Below are 15,324 nucleotides of genomic sequence, written 5' to 3' on the forward strand. Positions count from 1 at the left end.
AACTAGCCCGCGGCCAGGCGGGGGCCGATGACGTCGGCGAACGCGGCGACGTCGGCCTCCGGCAGGTCGTAGCCGCTCTCGGCCGTGTGCGACGGGAAGAAGAACACGTGCTCCACGCCCGATTCCTCGCGCGCCTGCAGGAGCCGCTCCGCGCAGTACTCGGCGGGCCCGAAGAGCCCGAACGCGTCACTGATCTCCTTGGCCTGCGCGGAGGTGAACGCGGTGGGGTCGTGGTCTTCGGGGATGTCGAGGCCGGCCGCGCGCAGCCAGCGCAGGTTCGCCGTGCTCGGGTAGTTGAGGAACGGCTTGTCCGGCCGGAAGTAGCGCCGCACCCACTCGCGCGCGGTGTCGAACGGCTCGATCGCCGTCGGCACGATGAGGATCTCCTGCACGGACTCCGGCGCGCGACCGGCCCGCTGGGCACCCGCACGCACGTGCGAGCGCGCCGCCTCGATGCTGTCCGGGTGCAGGCCCGCGAGCATCACCACGCCGTCCGCGACCTCGCCGGCCAGCTCCAGCATCTTCGGCCCGGCGGCGAGCACGAAGATCCCGGGCGCGGGCTTGGCCACGTTGTTCATCTTGATCTCGTGACCGTCCACAGTGGCCGTTTCGCCGGCCACGAGCTTGCGGATGGCCGTGACCGCCTCGCCGAGCTGCTCGCGCCGCCCCTGCGGGCGGCCCGCCTTCTCGACGGAGAGGAACCCCGGTGCGAGGGTGAGCAGCACACGGCCCGGGCCGATCTCGGCGAGCGAGTTCGCGATCGCCGCGAGCACGAGCGGGTGGCGCGTCACCGTGTTGGTGGTGGCCGGGTACAGCTGCAGCTTCGACGTCGCCGCCGCGGCCAGCGTCAGGGCGGAGTAGACGTCGCGGCCCGAGTGGTGGTGGTCGTGCACGCCGACGCCGTTGAACCCGGCCTCTTCACACGACACGATGAACTTCGTCAGCTCGGGCAGCGGGCGGCCGACGGGAACCCGGATGTCGACCTTCACGGTCATGGGTGGTCCTTTCTTCCAGCGAGAAGCACTCAGTCCGGCGAGAAACACTCAGTCCGGCAAGGGTTTGCCCTTGGTCTCGGGCAGGAACAGCACGGCGAGCATGCCGAGCAGGTAGATCGGGGCGAAGATCGCGGCGGCGTGGCCGAACCCGCCCACGGCCGAGGCCAGCGGACCGATCAGCACGGCGCCGGCCATGGCCAGGTACCGCGAACCGCTGAACACCACGCTGATCGCCGTCGCGCGGATCGACGTGGAGAACAGCTCCGGCGTGTGCACGGTGTACCAGCTGTACACGCCGCCGGTGAGGAACCCGGCGACGAGCTGCAGCCACGTGGCGGTCGCCGCGTCGTGCACCAGCAGGAACACGATGGGCACGATCGCCACGCACCCGGCGAAGTACACCTGGATCGAGAGCTTGCGGCCCCAGCTCTCGGCGAGGAACCCGAGCAGGACGCAGCCCGCGATCTCGCCGAGGTTGTACAGCGCCCCGGCCCAGCCCGTGTAGAACGCGACGCGCTTCGGATCGTCGACGAGCCCGCCGACGAAGCTGGGCAGGAACGAGCTCACCGCCCACCAGCCGCCGGTGATCGCGATCGAAACCGCCAGCGCGCCCAGGAAATTGCGTCGCACGCCGGGCGCCAGCAGCTCGCCCAGCCCGACTTTTCGCTTGCGTTGCGCCGCCCAGCGCGGGGATTCGGGGATGCTGCGGCGCACCAGCAGCACCACCACGAGCGGAATCACCCCGAACAGGTACATCCAGCGCCACGACAGCCCGAGCGTCGAGCCGAGCAGCACCCACAGGCCCGACACGAGCACGCCGCCGACGGAGAACCCCGCCTGCAGCAGGCCGGCGCCGCGGGCGCGCCACCGCTCCGGCCACACCTCCTGCAGCAGCGAAGTGCCCACACCCCACTCGGCGCCGATCCCGAGCCCGGTGAGGAACCGCGTGAGCCCGAAGATCCACCAGTTCCCGGACAACGCCGAGCACGCCGTGAAGACGCTGTACACGGCGACGGCCACGATCATGGTCCGCCGCCGGCCCAGCCGGTCGCCGAGCACGCCGCCGACGATCCCGCCCGTGGCCCAGCCCGCGAGCGTGATGGCGACCAGGTAACCCTGGTACGTCGTGAGGTGCGGCAGCTGGTCGTGCGGCAGCAGCTCGGTGAGCGTCGGCCGCGCGGTGATCAGCAGCACGAACGTGTCGTAGCCGTCGGCGACCCAGAACACCAGGGTCAGCGCCAGCACGCCCCACGCCTTGCGGTCGAGCCGCGATGGGTTGGCCAGTGTGGTCATCTCTCACTCATCGAGGTAGGTCCGGATCACGGAGAACCGCAGGTACTCGTCGTTGACGTGCGCGATGGTGACGGCCACGGGCTGCTCGTCGGCCCGGATGTGGGTGTGGCGCAACCGAAGCAACGGCTGCGTCGCCGGGATCTTCAGCGCCGCGGCCACGTCCGGCGGTGGCAGCACCGGCCGGACCTCGGCCACGGAGTAGCACACCGGCGGGCCGAGGTGGCGCTCCACGAACTCGAACGTCGACTGCGCGGGTTCCGGCGCCCGCGGGTCCTCGCCGAGCAGTCGCACCGGGAAGTGGTCGACGCTGTGCACCGCGGGCTGACCCGAGGCGGCGAAGACGCGCTCGATCCGCAGCGCCTGCTCGCCGGCCGGGATCTCCAGCGACGCCGCCATATCCGCCTCGAGCGCCGCCACCCGCTGGTCGGCCGTGCTCACCGACGCCTCGTGACCGGCCTTGGCGAGCAGGTCCAGGAACGCGCCCGCCTCGGCCAGGTTGGCGCCGAGGCCCAGCGCGTGGCGGTTGATGAACGTGCCGTGGCCGTGCAGCCGGCGGATCCGCCCCTCTTTCTGCAGCGACTGCAGCGCCGAACGCAGCGTCGCCCGGCTCACGCCGAGCGCGGCCGAGAGCTCCGCCTCCGACGGCAGCCGCAGCCGGCCCGCCTCGCCGAGGCGGGTGATCACCTCGCGCAGCCGGTCCTTGACCTGCCGGTACGCGTCGGACGTGATCGCCGTGAGGTCGGCCGGCAGAGCGGGTTCGGGGTGGATCCGCGTGACCACGGGTCAGTCCTCGCGGCGGCCGATGGGGCCGTCGTACGTGCGCAGCCAGTCGACCAGCTCGCCCAGGCGCCCGACGATGTGGTCGTGGTAGCGCTTGCCCTTGTCCTCCGAGAGGCCCTTCGACGAGCTGAAGGAGCCGGTCGGGGTGAACGCGCGCTGCTCGTCGCCGGACCAGATGATCTCGACGCCGTCGGGCGCCGGGCCGAACAGGTCGTTGCCGACGAAGCCGCCGAAGACCTTGTCGAAGTCGACGGAGGCGTCGGTGAGCCGGTCGGTGCGGATCTTGCCCGGGTAGCGGTAGTGCACGTGGGAGAGTTCGAGCTCACCGGCGTGGTGCTCGTTGGTCTCCTTGATCGTCGGCGACGCCGACCGCGCGAGGTGCAGCGGGTCCGCGACGGCGAAGAGCACCTCGGGCAGCTCCTCGTCGTGCAGCACGCGCACGGCGCTGTTGAGCGCGGGCAGGTTCGAGCCCTTGTGCCCGTTGAGCAGGATGATGCGGGTGAAGCCGTGGCGCGCGAGGCTGCGGGCGACGTCGCGGATCAGCAGCGTCAGCGTGTCCGGGCGCACCGTGATGGTGCCGGGGAACGCGCCGTGGTGCGACGAGTCGCCGTACCAGATGGGGGGCGCGACCAGCACGCCCTTGCGCTCGGCCACGTCCTCGGCCAACGTGATGGCCACGTACGAGTCGACTCCCAGCACACCGGCCGGGCCGTGCTGCTCGGTGCTGCCGATCGGCACGATCACAATCCGCTCGTGCTCCAGGTACGAGCTCACTTCTTCCCAGGTCAGGTCCTGGATCCAGACCGAAGGCAGGGTGTCCGCCACGGGTACCTCCCAGATGGTGAAACAGGTCGTAAGACGTCAGACGTCTAACTTAAGCTGCGCGGCAACCCCCGCCAATCGGGACCAAGGAGTGGGATGGAAAGCGTGACCAGGACCGACGGCCGGCCTGCCCGGCCGGGCAGGCTGCGCGTGCCGCCGTTGTTCGGCGCGGCGCTGCTGATGGCCATGAGCGCGGCGGGACCGGGGTTCATCACCCAGACCGCCTCGTTCACCGTGCTCTACGGGGCCTCGTTCGCGTGCGCGGTGGTGGTCTCGATGATCATCGACGTCGCCGTGCAGCTCAACGTCTGGCGCATCCTCGGCATCTCGGGGCAGCGCGCGCAGGACATCGCGAGCAAGGTGTTCCCGGGCGCCGGCCAGGTGCTCACGGTGTTCGTGGTGCTGGGCGCGGTCGTGTTCAACATCGGCAACATCGCCGGCACCGGCCTCGGCCTGCACAACCTGCTGGGCATCGACCCGCGGATCGGCGCGGCCATCAGCGGCATCCTCACCATCGCGATCTTCCTGGTCCGCTCGGTGCTCACGGCCGTGGACCGCGTGATGGTGGTGCTCGGGTTCGTGAAGATCGCGCTGATCATCGCGCTGGTCGTGGCCACGGCGCCGCCGGTGGGCCAGGCCGCCGTGGGCACCGTCGACCCGAAGGGCCTGCCGTTCCTGCCCATCCTCACGCTGATCGGCGGCACCGTCGGCGGGTTCATCACCTACTCCGGCGCGCACCGGCTGATCGACGCCGGCATCACCGGGGTGGCGAACCTCAAGCGCATCAACCGCGGCGCGTGGACCGGCATCCTCGTGGCCTGCGTGCTGCGGATCGTGCTGTTCCTCGGCTTCTTCGGGGTGGTCGCGACCGGCGCGACGCTGGCGAACAAGAACGACGCCGCCGGCTCGGCGTTCCTCTCCGCGTTCGGCACGGTGGGGCTGCACCTGTTCGGCCTGGTGTTCTGGGCCGCCGGGATGACGAGCGTGATCGGCAACTCCTACACCACCGCCACGTTCCTGCAGTCCTACGTCAAGCCCGTGCGGACGCACTTCAACCGCGCCGTGATCGTGCTGATCGGCCTCGCGACGATCATCTTCATCGCCGCTGGACAGACGCCGCAGTCGATGCTGGTGTTCGCGGGCGCGATCAACGGGCTGGTGCTGCCCATCGGCCTGGCCATCATCCTGTGGGTGGCGCTGCGCCGCCGCGACCTGATCGCGGGCTACCGCTACCCGAAGGTGCTGCTCGGCGTCGGCATCGCCGCCTGGCTGTTCACCGCGTACGCCGCCGTGGAATCCCTGACCTCACTCGGTTCGATCTTCTCCTGAGGAGTTGCTGATGACTGTCACCCCCGCTCTGAGCCCGGCCGAATCCCGCGAAGCCTTCCGCGGCGGCCTGCGCGTGCCGACCGCCGGCTGGGCGCCGGGCTACGCCCAGGCCAACATGATCATCGTGCCGCGCGAGTACGCCTACGACGCGCTCCTGTTCGGCCAGCGCAACCCCAAGCCGTGCCCGATCATCGGCGTCACCGACACCGGCAGCCCCCACACCGACCTCGCGCCCGGCGCCGACCTGCGCACCGACCTCGGCGCCTACCGCGTCTGGCGCGACGGCGAGCTGGTCGACGAGCCGGACGACGTGCTGGAGTACTGGAACGACGACCTCGTCACGTTCCTCATCGGCTGCAGCTACACGTTCGAGACGCCCATGGTCGCCGCGGGCATCGAGGTTCGCCACATCAGCAAGGGCCAGAACGTCTCGATGTACAAGACTTCCCGCGAGTGCGCCCCCGCGGGCCGCCTGAGCGGCCCCATGGTCGTCTCGATGCGCCCGATCGCCGCCGACCGCGTCGCCGACGCCGTGCGCATCTCCGGCCAGTTCCCGTCCGTACACGGCGCGCCGGTCCACATCGGAGCACCCGAAGCCCTCGGTATCGAGGACCTGTCGAAGCCGGACTTCGGTGACCCGGTGGAGATCCGCGAGGGTGAGGTGCCGGTGTTCTGGGCGTGCGGCGTGACCCCGCAGGCCGCGATCATGCGGTCGAAGCCGCCGTTCGCAATCACGCACGCGCCGGGGTACATGTTCGTCACCGACGTGCCGGACTACACGTACGCCGTGTGAGACTTCGCCGTGCTCGACCTCGAGACGGTGACCGTCGCGCAGCTGACGGAGTTGCTCCATACCCGGCAGCTGTCCGCCGTGGCCCTCGCCCGCGCGTGCCTCGACCGCATCGCGGCACTCGACGAGCGGGGCCCGGCGCTGCACGCGCTGCGCGCGCTGAACCCCGGCGCGCTGGCCGACGCGCAGGCGGCCGAACCAGCGGTTGCTCGCGGGTGAGGGCGGCCGCTTGACCGGGATCCCGGTGCTGCTGAAGGACAACATCGACGTCCTCGGGATGCCGACCACCGCGGGCTCCCTCGCGCTGGAGCACTCGTACCCGGCGGCCGACGCGCCGCTGGTGACCGCGCTGCGCCGGGCGGGCGCCGTGGTCCTCGGCAAGGTCAACCTGACCGAGCTGGCGAACTTCCTCACCGTCGGCATGCCCGGCGGCTACAGCTCGCTCGGTGGCCAGGTGCTCAACCCGTACGACGTGACGCAGACGCCGAGCGGGTCGAGTTCCGGGTCGGCCGTCGCGGTGGCGGCGGGGTTCGCACCGCTGAGCGTCGGATCGGAGACGTCGGGCTCGATCCTCGGGCCGGCCTGCGCGAACTCCGTGGTGGGGCTCAAGCCGACGGTCGGGCTGGTGCCGCGCACGGGGCTCGTGCCGATCGCCGCCAGCCAGGACACCGCGGGCCCGCTCGCCCGCACGGTCGCCGACGTGGCCGCGCTGCTGACCGTCCTCGCCACGCGCGACGAGCGCGACCCCGCGACGGCCGCGAACCCCTTGGTGGACCACGACTTCACCGTCGACCTCGACCCCCAGGCCCTGCGGGGCCGGCGGATCGGCGTCGTGCTGGGCAGTGCTCCCGCGGGCGACAATCGGACCCTCTGGGACAACGCCACGCAGGCGATGCGCGACCTGGGTGCGACCCTGGTGCCCGTCGAACTCGACACGCGAAGCGGCATCGAGGACGGCTCATCGGTGCTGACCTACGAGTTCCGGCGCGACCTCGACACCTATCTGTCCGGTTTGCCCGACGACGCGCCGTGCCGCTCGCTCGCCGACCTGATCGGCTTCAACGAAGCGCACTCCGCGGCCACCCTCAAGTTCGGCCAGACCCGCGCACTCGCCGCGCAGGCCAAGGACCACGCACCCGGCAGCGCCGACACCCGCAAGTACCTCGCCGACCGCGCGCAGGACCTCGCCGAGAGCAAGGACCGCCTCGATTCGCTGCTGCAGTCGGAAACCCTCGCGGCCCTGCTGTTCGCCGGCTACCCGGGCGCGAGCCTCGGCGCCCGGGCGGGATACCCCTCGCTGGCCCTGCCCGCCGGCTACCGCGCGGCGGACCGCCGGCCGTTCAGCATCACCCTGCTCGGCCCGGCGTGGAGCGAACCGCTGCTCCTCGCCCTCGGCTACGCGTTCGAACGGGCCACCCAGCTGCGGCGCGCGCCGTCGGTGGTCAATCCGGCATTGTCGCGCGGCCGTCGGTGCAGTACGGCCGACGAGACACGCGAGATCGGCTAGCGTGGCGCCGTGCAGATCTCCGAGTTCGGTTCCTGGGCCACACCGTTCACCGCCGACCTGATCACGCAGAGCGCCGTGCGCGTCACGGATGTGCGCGCCGATGGGCGGGCCGTGGTGTGGTCGGAGGCGAGGCCGGCGGAGGGTGGGCGGGTGCAGCTCGTGCGGCGGGAAGCCGACGGGAGCACCGCCGACCTGCTGCCGGAGGGGTTCGGGGCGCGGACGTCGGTGCACGAGTACGGCGGGGCCGACTGGTGGGTGCGCGACGGCGTGGTGTGGTTCGCCAACTGGGCCGATCAGCGGCTGTACCGCCTCGGCCGCGACGGTGAGCCGGAAGCCGTCACCCCCGAGCCCGAGGTCCCGCGCGGCGATCGGTACGCCGACGGCGACCTGACCGCCGACGGGACGCGCCTGGCCGTGGTGCGTGAGCACCACCCGAAAACGAGCCGGGGCGCGGCCGACGTGCGCAACGAGATCGTGCTGCTGACCGGGAACACGGAGCCCGAGGTGCTCGTGTCCGGCCCGGACTTCGTCGCGAGCCCGCGCTTCTCGCCCGACGCGGGGAAGCTCGCGTGGGTCGCGTGGGACCACCCGAACATGCCGTGGGACTCGACCGAGCTGCGCGTGCGCGACCTGGCCACCGGCGAGGAGACCGTGGTCGCGGGCGGGCCGGGGGAGTCGGTGTCCGAGCCGCGCTGGCACGCCGACGGCACGCTGTACTTCCTGTCCGACCGCACCGGCTGGTGGAACCTCTACCGGCTCGGCGAGAGCGGCACCGTCGAGCCGGTGGTCGTGCTCGACGCCGAGATCGGCGTGCCGGCCTGGGGCCTGGGCACGGGCCGGTACGTGGTGCTGGCCGACCACCGGGTGGTGTTCGCCCGCTGGTCCGGCGGCATCGACGGGCTCGCCCTCGCGAGCCCGGACGGCACCGTGACCGACCTCGACACCCCGTTCACCGCGATCAGCGCGCTGCGCCCGGCCGGCGGCGACGAGCTGCTCCTCATCGCCGGCTCGCCCACCGCCGAGCCGAGCGTGTACACGCTGACCGCCGAGGGCAAGGTCGCCACCGTGCGCGAACCCCGCGACACCGGGATCGGCGCCGAGTACGTGTCCGCGCCCGAGGCGATCGACTTCCCGTCGGGCGAGCGCGTGTCCCACGCGTTGTTCTACCCGCCCGTGAACCCGGACTTCGAGGGTCCCGCGGGGTCGAAGCCGCCGGTCGTCGTGGTCGTCCACGGTGGACCGACGTCGCACGCGGTTCCCGTGCTGTCGGCGGGTATCCAGTACTGGACCAGTCGCGGGTTCGGTGTCGTGGACGTGAACTACGCGGGCTCCACCGGCTTCGGCCGCGCCTACCGCGAGGAACTCCACGGCACGTGGGGAATCCTCGACGTCGCCGACTGCATCGCGGCCGTCCGCTGGCTCGCCGCCGAAGGCCGCGTCGACGGCGACAAGCTCCTCATCCGGGGCGGCTCGGCCGGCGGGTACACGGTGCTGGCTGCCCTTTCGCGTGCTGACACGCCCTTCGCCGCCGGCACCGATCTCTTCGGCGTCGCCGACCTCCAGGCGTTGGCTGCCGACACGCACAAGTTCGAGAGCCGCTACCTCGACCGCCTGATCGGCCCGTACCCCGAGCTGCGCGATGTCTACCTCGACCGCTCGCCGATCCAGCACGTCGACGCCTTCACGCGGCCTCTGCTCGTGCTGCAGGGCGCCGACGACCCCGTCGTGCCGCCCAACCAGTCGGAGCTCATCGTCGACGCCCTGCGCTCGCGCAAGGTGCCCGTCGCCTACCTCCTCTTCGAAGGCGAGCAGCACGGCTTCCGCCGCGCCGAGAACATCCGCCGGGCCCTCGACGCGGAGCTGAGCTTCTACAGCCAGATCCTCGGCTTCGACCTCCCCGAAGGTGAGGCCATCGAGCTGGTCGAGGTGGAGAACCTCCGGCCGTAGCGCTCCCGGCCCGCCGGAAACCACTGGCCATCACGGGTTTCCGGTGCGTTTCGCGCACCCTCCACAAAGGATCACTCCGCGGTCCGTCGCGCCCGGACGGAGTCGATCTTGTGTCGAAACTCGTCCTTGACAACCTCGGGTGCGCCCTTCACTCTCTCTAATTAACCGCACGGTACATTAGCCGTCGGGCGAGGCAACGGTGCACCGCAGAGGAGACAAACGTGAACGGTCGAGCAGATCGAGCGGCGCCCGCCGCGGGCCGGCCCGCGAAAGCGGCGCTCGCCGCCTGGATCGGCAGCGCGCTCGAGTACTACGACTTCTTCATCTACGGCACCGCGGCCGCGCTGGTCTTCGGCAAGATCTTCTTCCCGGCGTCCTCACCGGCCGCGGGCACGCTGCTCGCACTCTCCACGTTCGGCGTCGGCTACGTCACGCGTCCCCTCGGCGCGCTGCTGCTCGGCCACCTCGGCGACCGGTTCGGCCGCAAACGCGTGCTCATCGCGACATTGCTGCTCATGGGCCTGTCCACTGTGCTCGTCGGCTGCCTGCCAAGCTACGAGGCGATCGGTGTCGCGTCGCCGGTGCTGCTCGTCGTTCTGCGGCTGCTGCAAGGGCTTTCCGCCGGCGGCGAGCAGGCCAGCGCCAACTCGATGAGCCTCGAACACGCGCCGGAACACCGCCGCGCGTACTACACGAGCTTCACCCTCAGCGGCACCCAGGCCGGCCAGATCGTGGCCACGGCGGTGTTCCTGCCCGTCGCCGCGCTGCCGCAGGACGCGCTGCTGTCGTGGGGCTGGCGCGTGCCGTTCTGGCTCAGCGCCGTGATGGTCGCGGTCGGGTACTTCATCCGCCGCTCGGTGGAGGAGACGCCGGTGTTCCGCGAGGAGGTCGCGGCCGGCGAGGTCGTCCGGCTGCCGCTCGCCGTGCTGCTGCGCGACCACTGGGCCGACGTTTTGCGCGTGATCGTCGCCGCGCTCATCGCGTCGGTCAGCACGATTTTCACCGTCTACGCGTTGAGCTACGCAGTGAACACGGTGGGGCTGAGCAAAACGCCGATGCTGTGGGTCGGCGTGCTCGCCAACGTCGCGGCGGTGATCTCGATCCCGCTGTGGGCCAAGCTGTCCGACCGCAAGGGCCGCAAGAAGATCTTCATCGCGGGCTCGCTGGGTTGCGCGGTACTCATCTTCGGCTACCTCGGCGCGATCGCCGCCGGCAGCTACTTGTGGATCTTCGTCCTCGGCATCGGCATGTTCGGCATCGTCTACACCGCGACGAGCGCCATCTGGCCCTCGTTCTACGGCGAGATGTTCCCGGCCCGCGTGCGCCTGTCGGGTACCGCGATCGGCACGCAGATCGGCTTTGCCATCAGCGGTTTCCTGCCGAGCGTGGCGGCGGCCGTCGCCGGTGACGGGCGGGGCGCGTGGCTCGGCGTCGCGATCTTCACCGCGGGCCTGTGCGTGGTCAACGCGATCGCCGTGGCCACCGGCCGCGAGACCTACCGCGTCCCGACCGCGTTGCTCGGCCTGAAGAACGCGCCGGCGCGGCAGGCGAGTGAGGTCGGCGTCCAGCAGTGAGCACGTTCGAGGTTCACGCTCTGTGCTACGCCCGGCGCGACGGCGTCCGCGGAGACCACTTCCTGGGCTACCGCACCGATTCCACCGAGCCGCACCCGACGGCGTACTACGTGTGGCTCGCCGTCTCACCGGAGCACACGGTGCTCGTCGACGCCGGGATGCGCCCGCAGCGCGCGGCGCGAGTGCCCGGACTGGAGTACACCGACCCGGTGGAGTTGCTCGCGGAGTTCGGCGTCGAGCCCGAAGGCGTGGACCACGTGGTGCTCACCCACCTGCACTACGACCACGCCGGCCGGGCGAGCGCCTTCCCGGACGCGGCCCACGTCGTGCAGCAGTCCGAAATGGACTACTGGACCGGGCCGTGGGCCAAGCGCATCACGCGGGAACACTGGCTGCTGGACGAGGTCGAGCTGCACCGGCTCCGGGCCCACGACCGGCTGCGGCTCGTCGACGGTGACGCCGACGTCGTGCCCGGCCTCAGCGTCCACCTCGTCGGCGGGCACACCGCCGGCACGCAGGTGGTGCGGATCGCCACCGCGGCCGGCCCGGTCGTGGTCGCTTCCGATGCCAGCCACTTCTACGAGAACCTCGAGGCCGACCTCCCCGCGCCGTTGCTGCATTCGACCACCGGGGTGTACAGCGGCTTCGACCGCATCCGGGAGCTGGCCGGGCCTTCGGGGATCTTCCTGCCGGGCCACGACCCCCGCGTGCTCGACCGCTACCCGACACACCCGTCGGGCCGGATCGCGAGGATCGCGTGAAGGCCTCAGCTCGCGGTCAGGTAGCTCACGAGCAGGTCGCCGAGCATGCGCCGGTGGTGCTCGCGCGTGGCCGGGTCGAGCAGGTCGCGGCCGAAGATCGCGTTGAACGTGTAGCGGTTCGCGGTGCGGAACACGCAGAACGCGCTGATGGCCATGTGCACGTCGAGCGCGTCCACGTCCTCGCGGAAGAGCCCGGCCGCGCGGCCGCGTTCGAGGATGCGGGTGAGTACGTCGAGCGCCGGGTTGGCGAGCGTCGACAGCGTGGTGGAACGCGCGATGTGCTCGGCGCGGTGGATGTTCTCGATGCTCACCAGCCGCACGAAGCCGGGGTGGGACTCGTGGTGGTCGAAGGTGAGCTCGGCGAGCTGGCGGATCGCGTCGACCGGGTCGAGGTGGTCGACGTCGAGCTCCTGCTCCAGCGACCGGATCACCGTGTAGGCCCGCTCCAGCACGGTGACGAAGAGCTGGTCCTTGCTGGTGAAGTAGTAGTAGATCATCCGCTTGGTGGTGCGGGTCTTCGCCGCGATCTCCTCCACGCGGGCGCCGTCGTAGCCCTTCTCGGCGAACTCCGCGGCGGCGACGTCGAGGATCTCGGCCTTGGTCCGCTCGGCGTCGCGGGTGCGGTCTTTCCCGGCGGCGTCTTCCGGCGACGGTGCGGCCACGGACGTCCCTTCTCCCTCCCGACGGATCTCGTCCCACTGTAGGCCGCTTCACCGCGAACCCGCCCGGCACCACCGGCCTGTCGAAAGGAAACCTGTGTACCCAGCCACGGTCGTGGACGCGGTCCGCGAGCACGCCCGCCGCTCCGGCCCGGGCACCGTGCTCGCCGGGCTCGTCGGTTCGGGCATCGGCCCGTCGCTGAGCCCGCCGCTGCACGAGGCCGAGGCGCGCCGGCTCGGCGTGCGCCTGGCCTACGGCCGCTTCGACCTCGACGACTGGGGCCTGCCCGCGAGCGCTGCGGGCGACGTGGTGGCGGCCGCGCGCGCCGCGGGCTACGCCGGCCTCAACGTGACGCACCCGTGCAAGCAGGTCGTGCTGGACCACCTCGACGAGCTGTCGGCCGACGCCGCCGCGCTCGCCGCCGTGAACACCGTGGTGTTCCGGGAAGGCACGGCGGCCGGGCACAACACCGACTGGTCCGGTTTCGCGCGCGGCCTCGAAACGGGACTGCCGGGCGTGCCGCTGGGCTCCGTCGTGCTGCTGGGCGCAGGCGGCGCCGGCGCGGCCGTGGCCCACGGCCTGCTGACACTCGGCGCGGGCCGCGTGCGGGTGCTCGACCTGGACCCCACGCGGGCCGAGGCGCTCGCCGTGGCACTGCAAGCGCGCTTCGGTACTGAGCGGGCTTCGGTCGGCGGCTCGGTGGCGTCGGCGCTGGCCACCGCCGACGGTCTGGTCCACGCCACTCCCGTCGGCATGGCCGCGCACCCGGGCCTGCCGCTGCCCGCCGAGCTGCTGGACCCGCGGCTGTGGGTCGCCGAGGTCGTGTACCGGCCGCTGGAGACGGAGCTCGTGCGCGTCGCCTCCGACCGCGGCTGCCGCGTGCTCGACGGCGGCCGGATGGCCGTGTTCCAAGCCGCCGACGCGCTCGCGTTGTTCACCGGCGCCGAACCCGACGCCGCCCGCATGCGACGGCACTTCGACCGCCTCGCCGCCCCAGGGGAAAGGGAACCTGCCGATGTCCTCGACTGAAGCGCGGACTGAGTTCCGTCGCGCGATCGCCACCGTCTGCCTGTCCGGAACGCTGGAGGACAAGCTGACCGCCGCCGCGGCCGCCCGGTTCGACGGCGTGGAGATCTTCGAGAACGACCTCCTCGCCTCGCCGTGGTCGCCGAAGCAGGTGCGTGAGCACTGCGCGGACCTCGGCCTGTCGGTGGACCTCTACCAGCCGTTCCGTGACTTCGAGGCCGTGGCTCCCGCCGTGCTCGCGGCGAACCTGCGCCGCGCGGAGCTCAAGTTCGACGTGATGGAGCAGCTCGGCGCGGACACGATGCTCGTGTGCTCCTCGGTGTCCCCGGACGCGGTCGACGACGACGATCTCGCCGCCGAACAACTGCACACGCTGGCCGAGCGCGCCGCCGCGCGCGGGTTGCGGATCGCGTACGAAGCCCTGGCGTGGGGCCGGTTCGTGAACACCTACGAGCACTCGTGGCGGATCGTGCGCCGCGCCGCGCACCCCGCGCTCGGGCTGTGCCTCGACAGTTTCCACATCCTGTCCAGGGGCAGTGATCCCGCCGCGATCCGGACGATCCCGGGGGAGAAGCTGTTCTTCCTCCAGCTGGCCGACGCGCCGCGGCTGGAGATGGACGTGCTGCAGTGGAGCCGCCACCACCGGCTCTTCCCGGGCCAGGGCGCGTTCGACCTCACGGCCTTCACCGGCCATGTGCTTGCGGCCGGTTACGACGGGCCGCTGTCGCTGGAGGTGTTCAACGACGTGTTCCGCCAGGCCGACCCCGGCCCGGCGGCCGTCGACGCCATGCGATCGCTGCTGGCGCTGGAGGAATCGCTCGGCGCGACGACGTTGCCGGCCGCACCGGCGCTGAGCGGGCACGCGTTCACGGAGATCGCCACTGCCGGTGCCGAGGTCGGGCAGGCGTTGGCGGCACTCGGTTTCGCGCACGTCGGGCAGCACCGGACGAAACCCGTGGCGCTGTGGCAGCAGGGCGAAGCGCGGATTCTCGTGAACTCCGCTTCGCCCACCACAGTTTCCGACACTGCCTCGGGCAAAGCGGCCGGCGAAAGCGCCTCGGTGGCCGCGCTGGGAGTGGAGAGCGCGGACCCGGTGACCTCGGCGGACCGTGCGCAGCGGCTGCTCGCGCCGGTGCTGCCGCGCACGCACAGCGTGGGGGAGGCCGACCTGTCCGCGGTCGCCGCGCCCGACGGCACCTCGGTGTTTTTCTGCCGCACCGGTCCCGGCGACAGCTGGCTCGACGATTTCGCCGCCGTGGCGGGAAAAACCGTCGATGCCGGAGTGACGGGTGTGGACCACGTGTCGCTGACGCAGCCGTTCGACCACTTCGACGAGGCCGCGCTGTTCTACCGCGCGGTGCTCGGCCTCGAACCGGATCCGGTCACGGAGTTCGCCGCGCCGTTCGGCCTGGTGCGCAGCCGCACGGTCAGCGGCGGCACCGTGCGCATTGCCCTGGACTCCGCCCTGCTGCGCCGCGGCGACTGGGCCCCGGGCGTGCGCGAACCGCAGCACATCGCCTTCACCACGGCCGACGCGCTCGCCAGCGCCCGCGCGATGCGCGACCTCGGCGCCCCGCTCCTGCCGATCCCCGGTAACTACTACGACGACCTCGACGCCCGCTTGGCCCCGCCGCCGGACCTGCTCGAAGCCCTGCGTGCCCACTCGATCCTCTACGACCGCGACGAACACGGCGTCCTGCTGCACTTCTTCACCGAGATCCTGGGCGGGCGCGTGTTCTTCGAGGTCCTGCAACGCCTCGACGGCTATGCCGGCTACGGCGCCGTCAACGCGCCCGTCCGCATGGCCGCCCACCGCCGCAGCCGGCTCGCCTGAGGCGTC

At 71.5% G+C, this 15,324-nt stretch carries 14 protein-coding genes; 9 read left to right on the plus strand and 5 right to left on the minus strand.

Annotated features, from left to right (window positions below; translation table 11 throughout):
* Nucleotides 1–2 precede the first annotated feature (2 nt).
* The 4 genes from AB0M56_RS14345 to AB0M56_RS14360 are packed head-to-tail and all read right to left on the minus strand — an operon-like array spanning nucleotide 3 to nucleotide 3,893.
* On the minus strand, nucleotides 3–995 hold the full coding sequence (locus AB0M56_RS14345; protein WP_364175180.1) for an LLM class flavin-dependent oxidoreductase: 993 nt from the start codon (nucleotides 993–995) through the stop codon (nucleotides 3–5).
* Nucleotides 996–1,043: 48 nt separating this feature from the next.
* Entirely contained in the window at nucleotides 1,044–2,288 is a 1,245-nt protein-coding gene (locus AB0M56_RS14350) for an MFS transporter (protein WP_364175183.1), read from the minus strand.
* A gap of 3 nt (nucleotides 2,289–2,291) precedes the next feature.
* A complete protein-coding gene (locus AB0M56_RS14355) occupies nucleotides 2,292–3,068 on the minus strand; it encodes a GntR family transcriptional regulator (RefSeq protein ID WP_364175186.1) in 777 nt (258 codons plus the stop codon).
* A gap of 3 nt (nucleotides 3,069–3,071) precedes the next feature.
* Entirely contained in the window at nucleotides 3,072–3,893 is an 822-nt protein-coding gene (locus tag AB0M56_RS14360; RefSeq protein ID WP_285968457.1) for a creatininase family protein, read from the minus strand.
* A 102-nt stretch (nucleotides 3,894–3,995) separates the two neighbouring features.
* On the opposite strand from AB0M56_RS14360, the gene AB0M56_RS14365 reads away from it, so the two are divergent.
* The 7 genes from AB0M56_RS14365 (at nucleotide 3,996) to AB0M56_RS14395 (ending at nucleotide 11,798) form a co-directional block, all read left to right on the plus strand.
* On the plus strand, nucleotides 3,996–5,219 hold the full coding sequence (locus AB0M56_RS14365) for an NRAMP family divalent metal transporter (protein ID WP_364175190.1): 1,224 nt from the start codon (nucleotides 3,996–3,998) through the stop codon (nucleotides 5,217–5,219).
* 28 nt (nucleotides 5,220–5,247) lie between these two features.
* Nucleotides 5,248–6,012: a putative hydro-lyase gene (locus AB0M56_RS14370; RefSeq protein ID WP_364175717.1), complete on the plus strand. Its 765-nt coding sequence runs from the start codon at nucleotides 5,248–5,250 to the stop codon at nucleotides 6,010–6,012.
* 9 nt (nucleotides 6,013–6,021) lie between these two features.
* Entirely contained in the window at nucleotides 6,022–6,228 is a 207-nt protein-coding gene (locus AB0M56_RS14375; protein WP_364175193.1) for a hypothetical protein, read from the plus strand.
* 10 nt (nucleotides 6,229–6,238) lie between these two features.
* A complete protein-coding gene (locus AB0M56_RS14380) occupies nucleotides 6,239–7,516 on the plus strand; it encodes an amidase family protein (protein WP_364175196.1) in 1,278 nt (425 codons plus the stop codon).
* A 9-nt stretch (nucleotides 7,517–7,525) separates the two neighbouring features.
* A complete protein-coding gene (locus AB0M56_RS14385; protein WP_364175199.1) occupies nucleotides 7,526–9,463 on the plus strand; it encodes a prolyl oligopeptidase family serine peptidase in 1,938 nt (645 codons plus the stop codon).
* 221 nt (nucleotides 9,464–9,684) lie between these two features.
* A complete protein-coding gene (locus AB0M56_RS14390) occupies nucleotides 9,685–11,037 on the plus strand; it encodes an MFS transporter (protein ID WP_364175202.1) in 1,353 nt (450 codons plus the stop codon).
* A complete protein-coding gene (locus tag AB0M56_RS14395; protein WP_364175205.1) occupies nucleotides 11,034–11,798 on the plus strand; it encodes an N-acyl homoserine lactonase family protein in 765 nt (254 codons plus the stop codon). Before AB0M56_RS14390 ends, AB0M56_RS14395 begins: the two co-directional genes overlap by 4 nt.
* Before the next feature lie 5 nt (nucleotides 11,799–11,803).
* Here the strand turns inward: AB0M56_RS14395 and AB0M56_RS14400 are convergent, their stop codons facing one another.
* Nucleotides 11,804–12,460, minus strand: a complete 657-nt coding sequence (locus tag AB0M56_RS14400) for a TetR/AcrR family transcriptional regulator (protein ID WP_285968450.1) — start codon at nucleotides 12,458–12,460, stop codon at nucleotides 11,804–11,806.
* Between the two features lie 94 nt (nucleotides 12,461–12,554).
* On the opposite strand from AB0M56_RS14400, the gene AB0M56_RS14405 reads away from it, so the two are divergent.
* Both AB0M56_RS14405 and AB0M56_RS14410 read left to right on the plus strand, forming a co-directional pair.
* Nucleotides 12,555–13,487, plus strand: a complete 933-nt coding sequence (locus AB0M56_RS14405; RefSeq protein WP_364175208.1) for a shikimate dehydrogenase — start codon at nucleotides 12,555–12,557, stop codon at nucleotides 13,485–13,487.
* Nucleotides 13,474–15,318 carry a TIM barrel protein gene (locus tag AB0M56_RS14410; RefSeq protein ID WP_364175211.1) on the plus strand — a complete coding sequence of 615 codons (1,845 nt, stop codon included), beginning with the start codon at nucleotides 13,474–13,476 and terminating at the stop codon, nucleotides 15,316–15,318. Before AB0M56_RS14405 ends, AB0M56_RS14410 begins: the two co-directional genes overlap by 14 nt.
* Nucleotides 15,319–15,324 lie beyond the last annotated feature (6 nt).

It is taken from the genome of Amycolatopsis sp. NPDC051372 (genome assembly GCF_040682095.1).
Taxonomy (GTDB): Bacteria; Actinomycetota; Actinomycetes; order Mycobacteriales; family Pseudonocardiaceae; genus Amycolatopsis.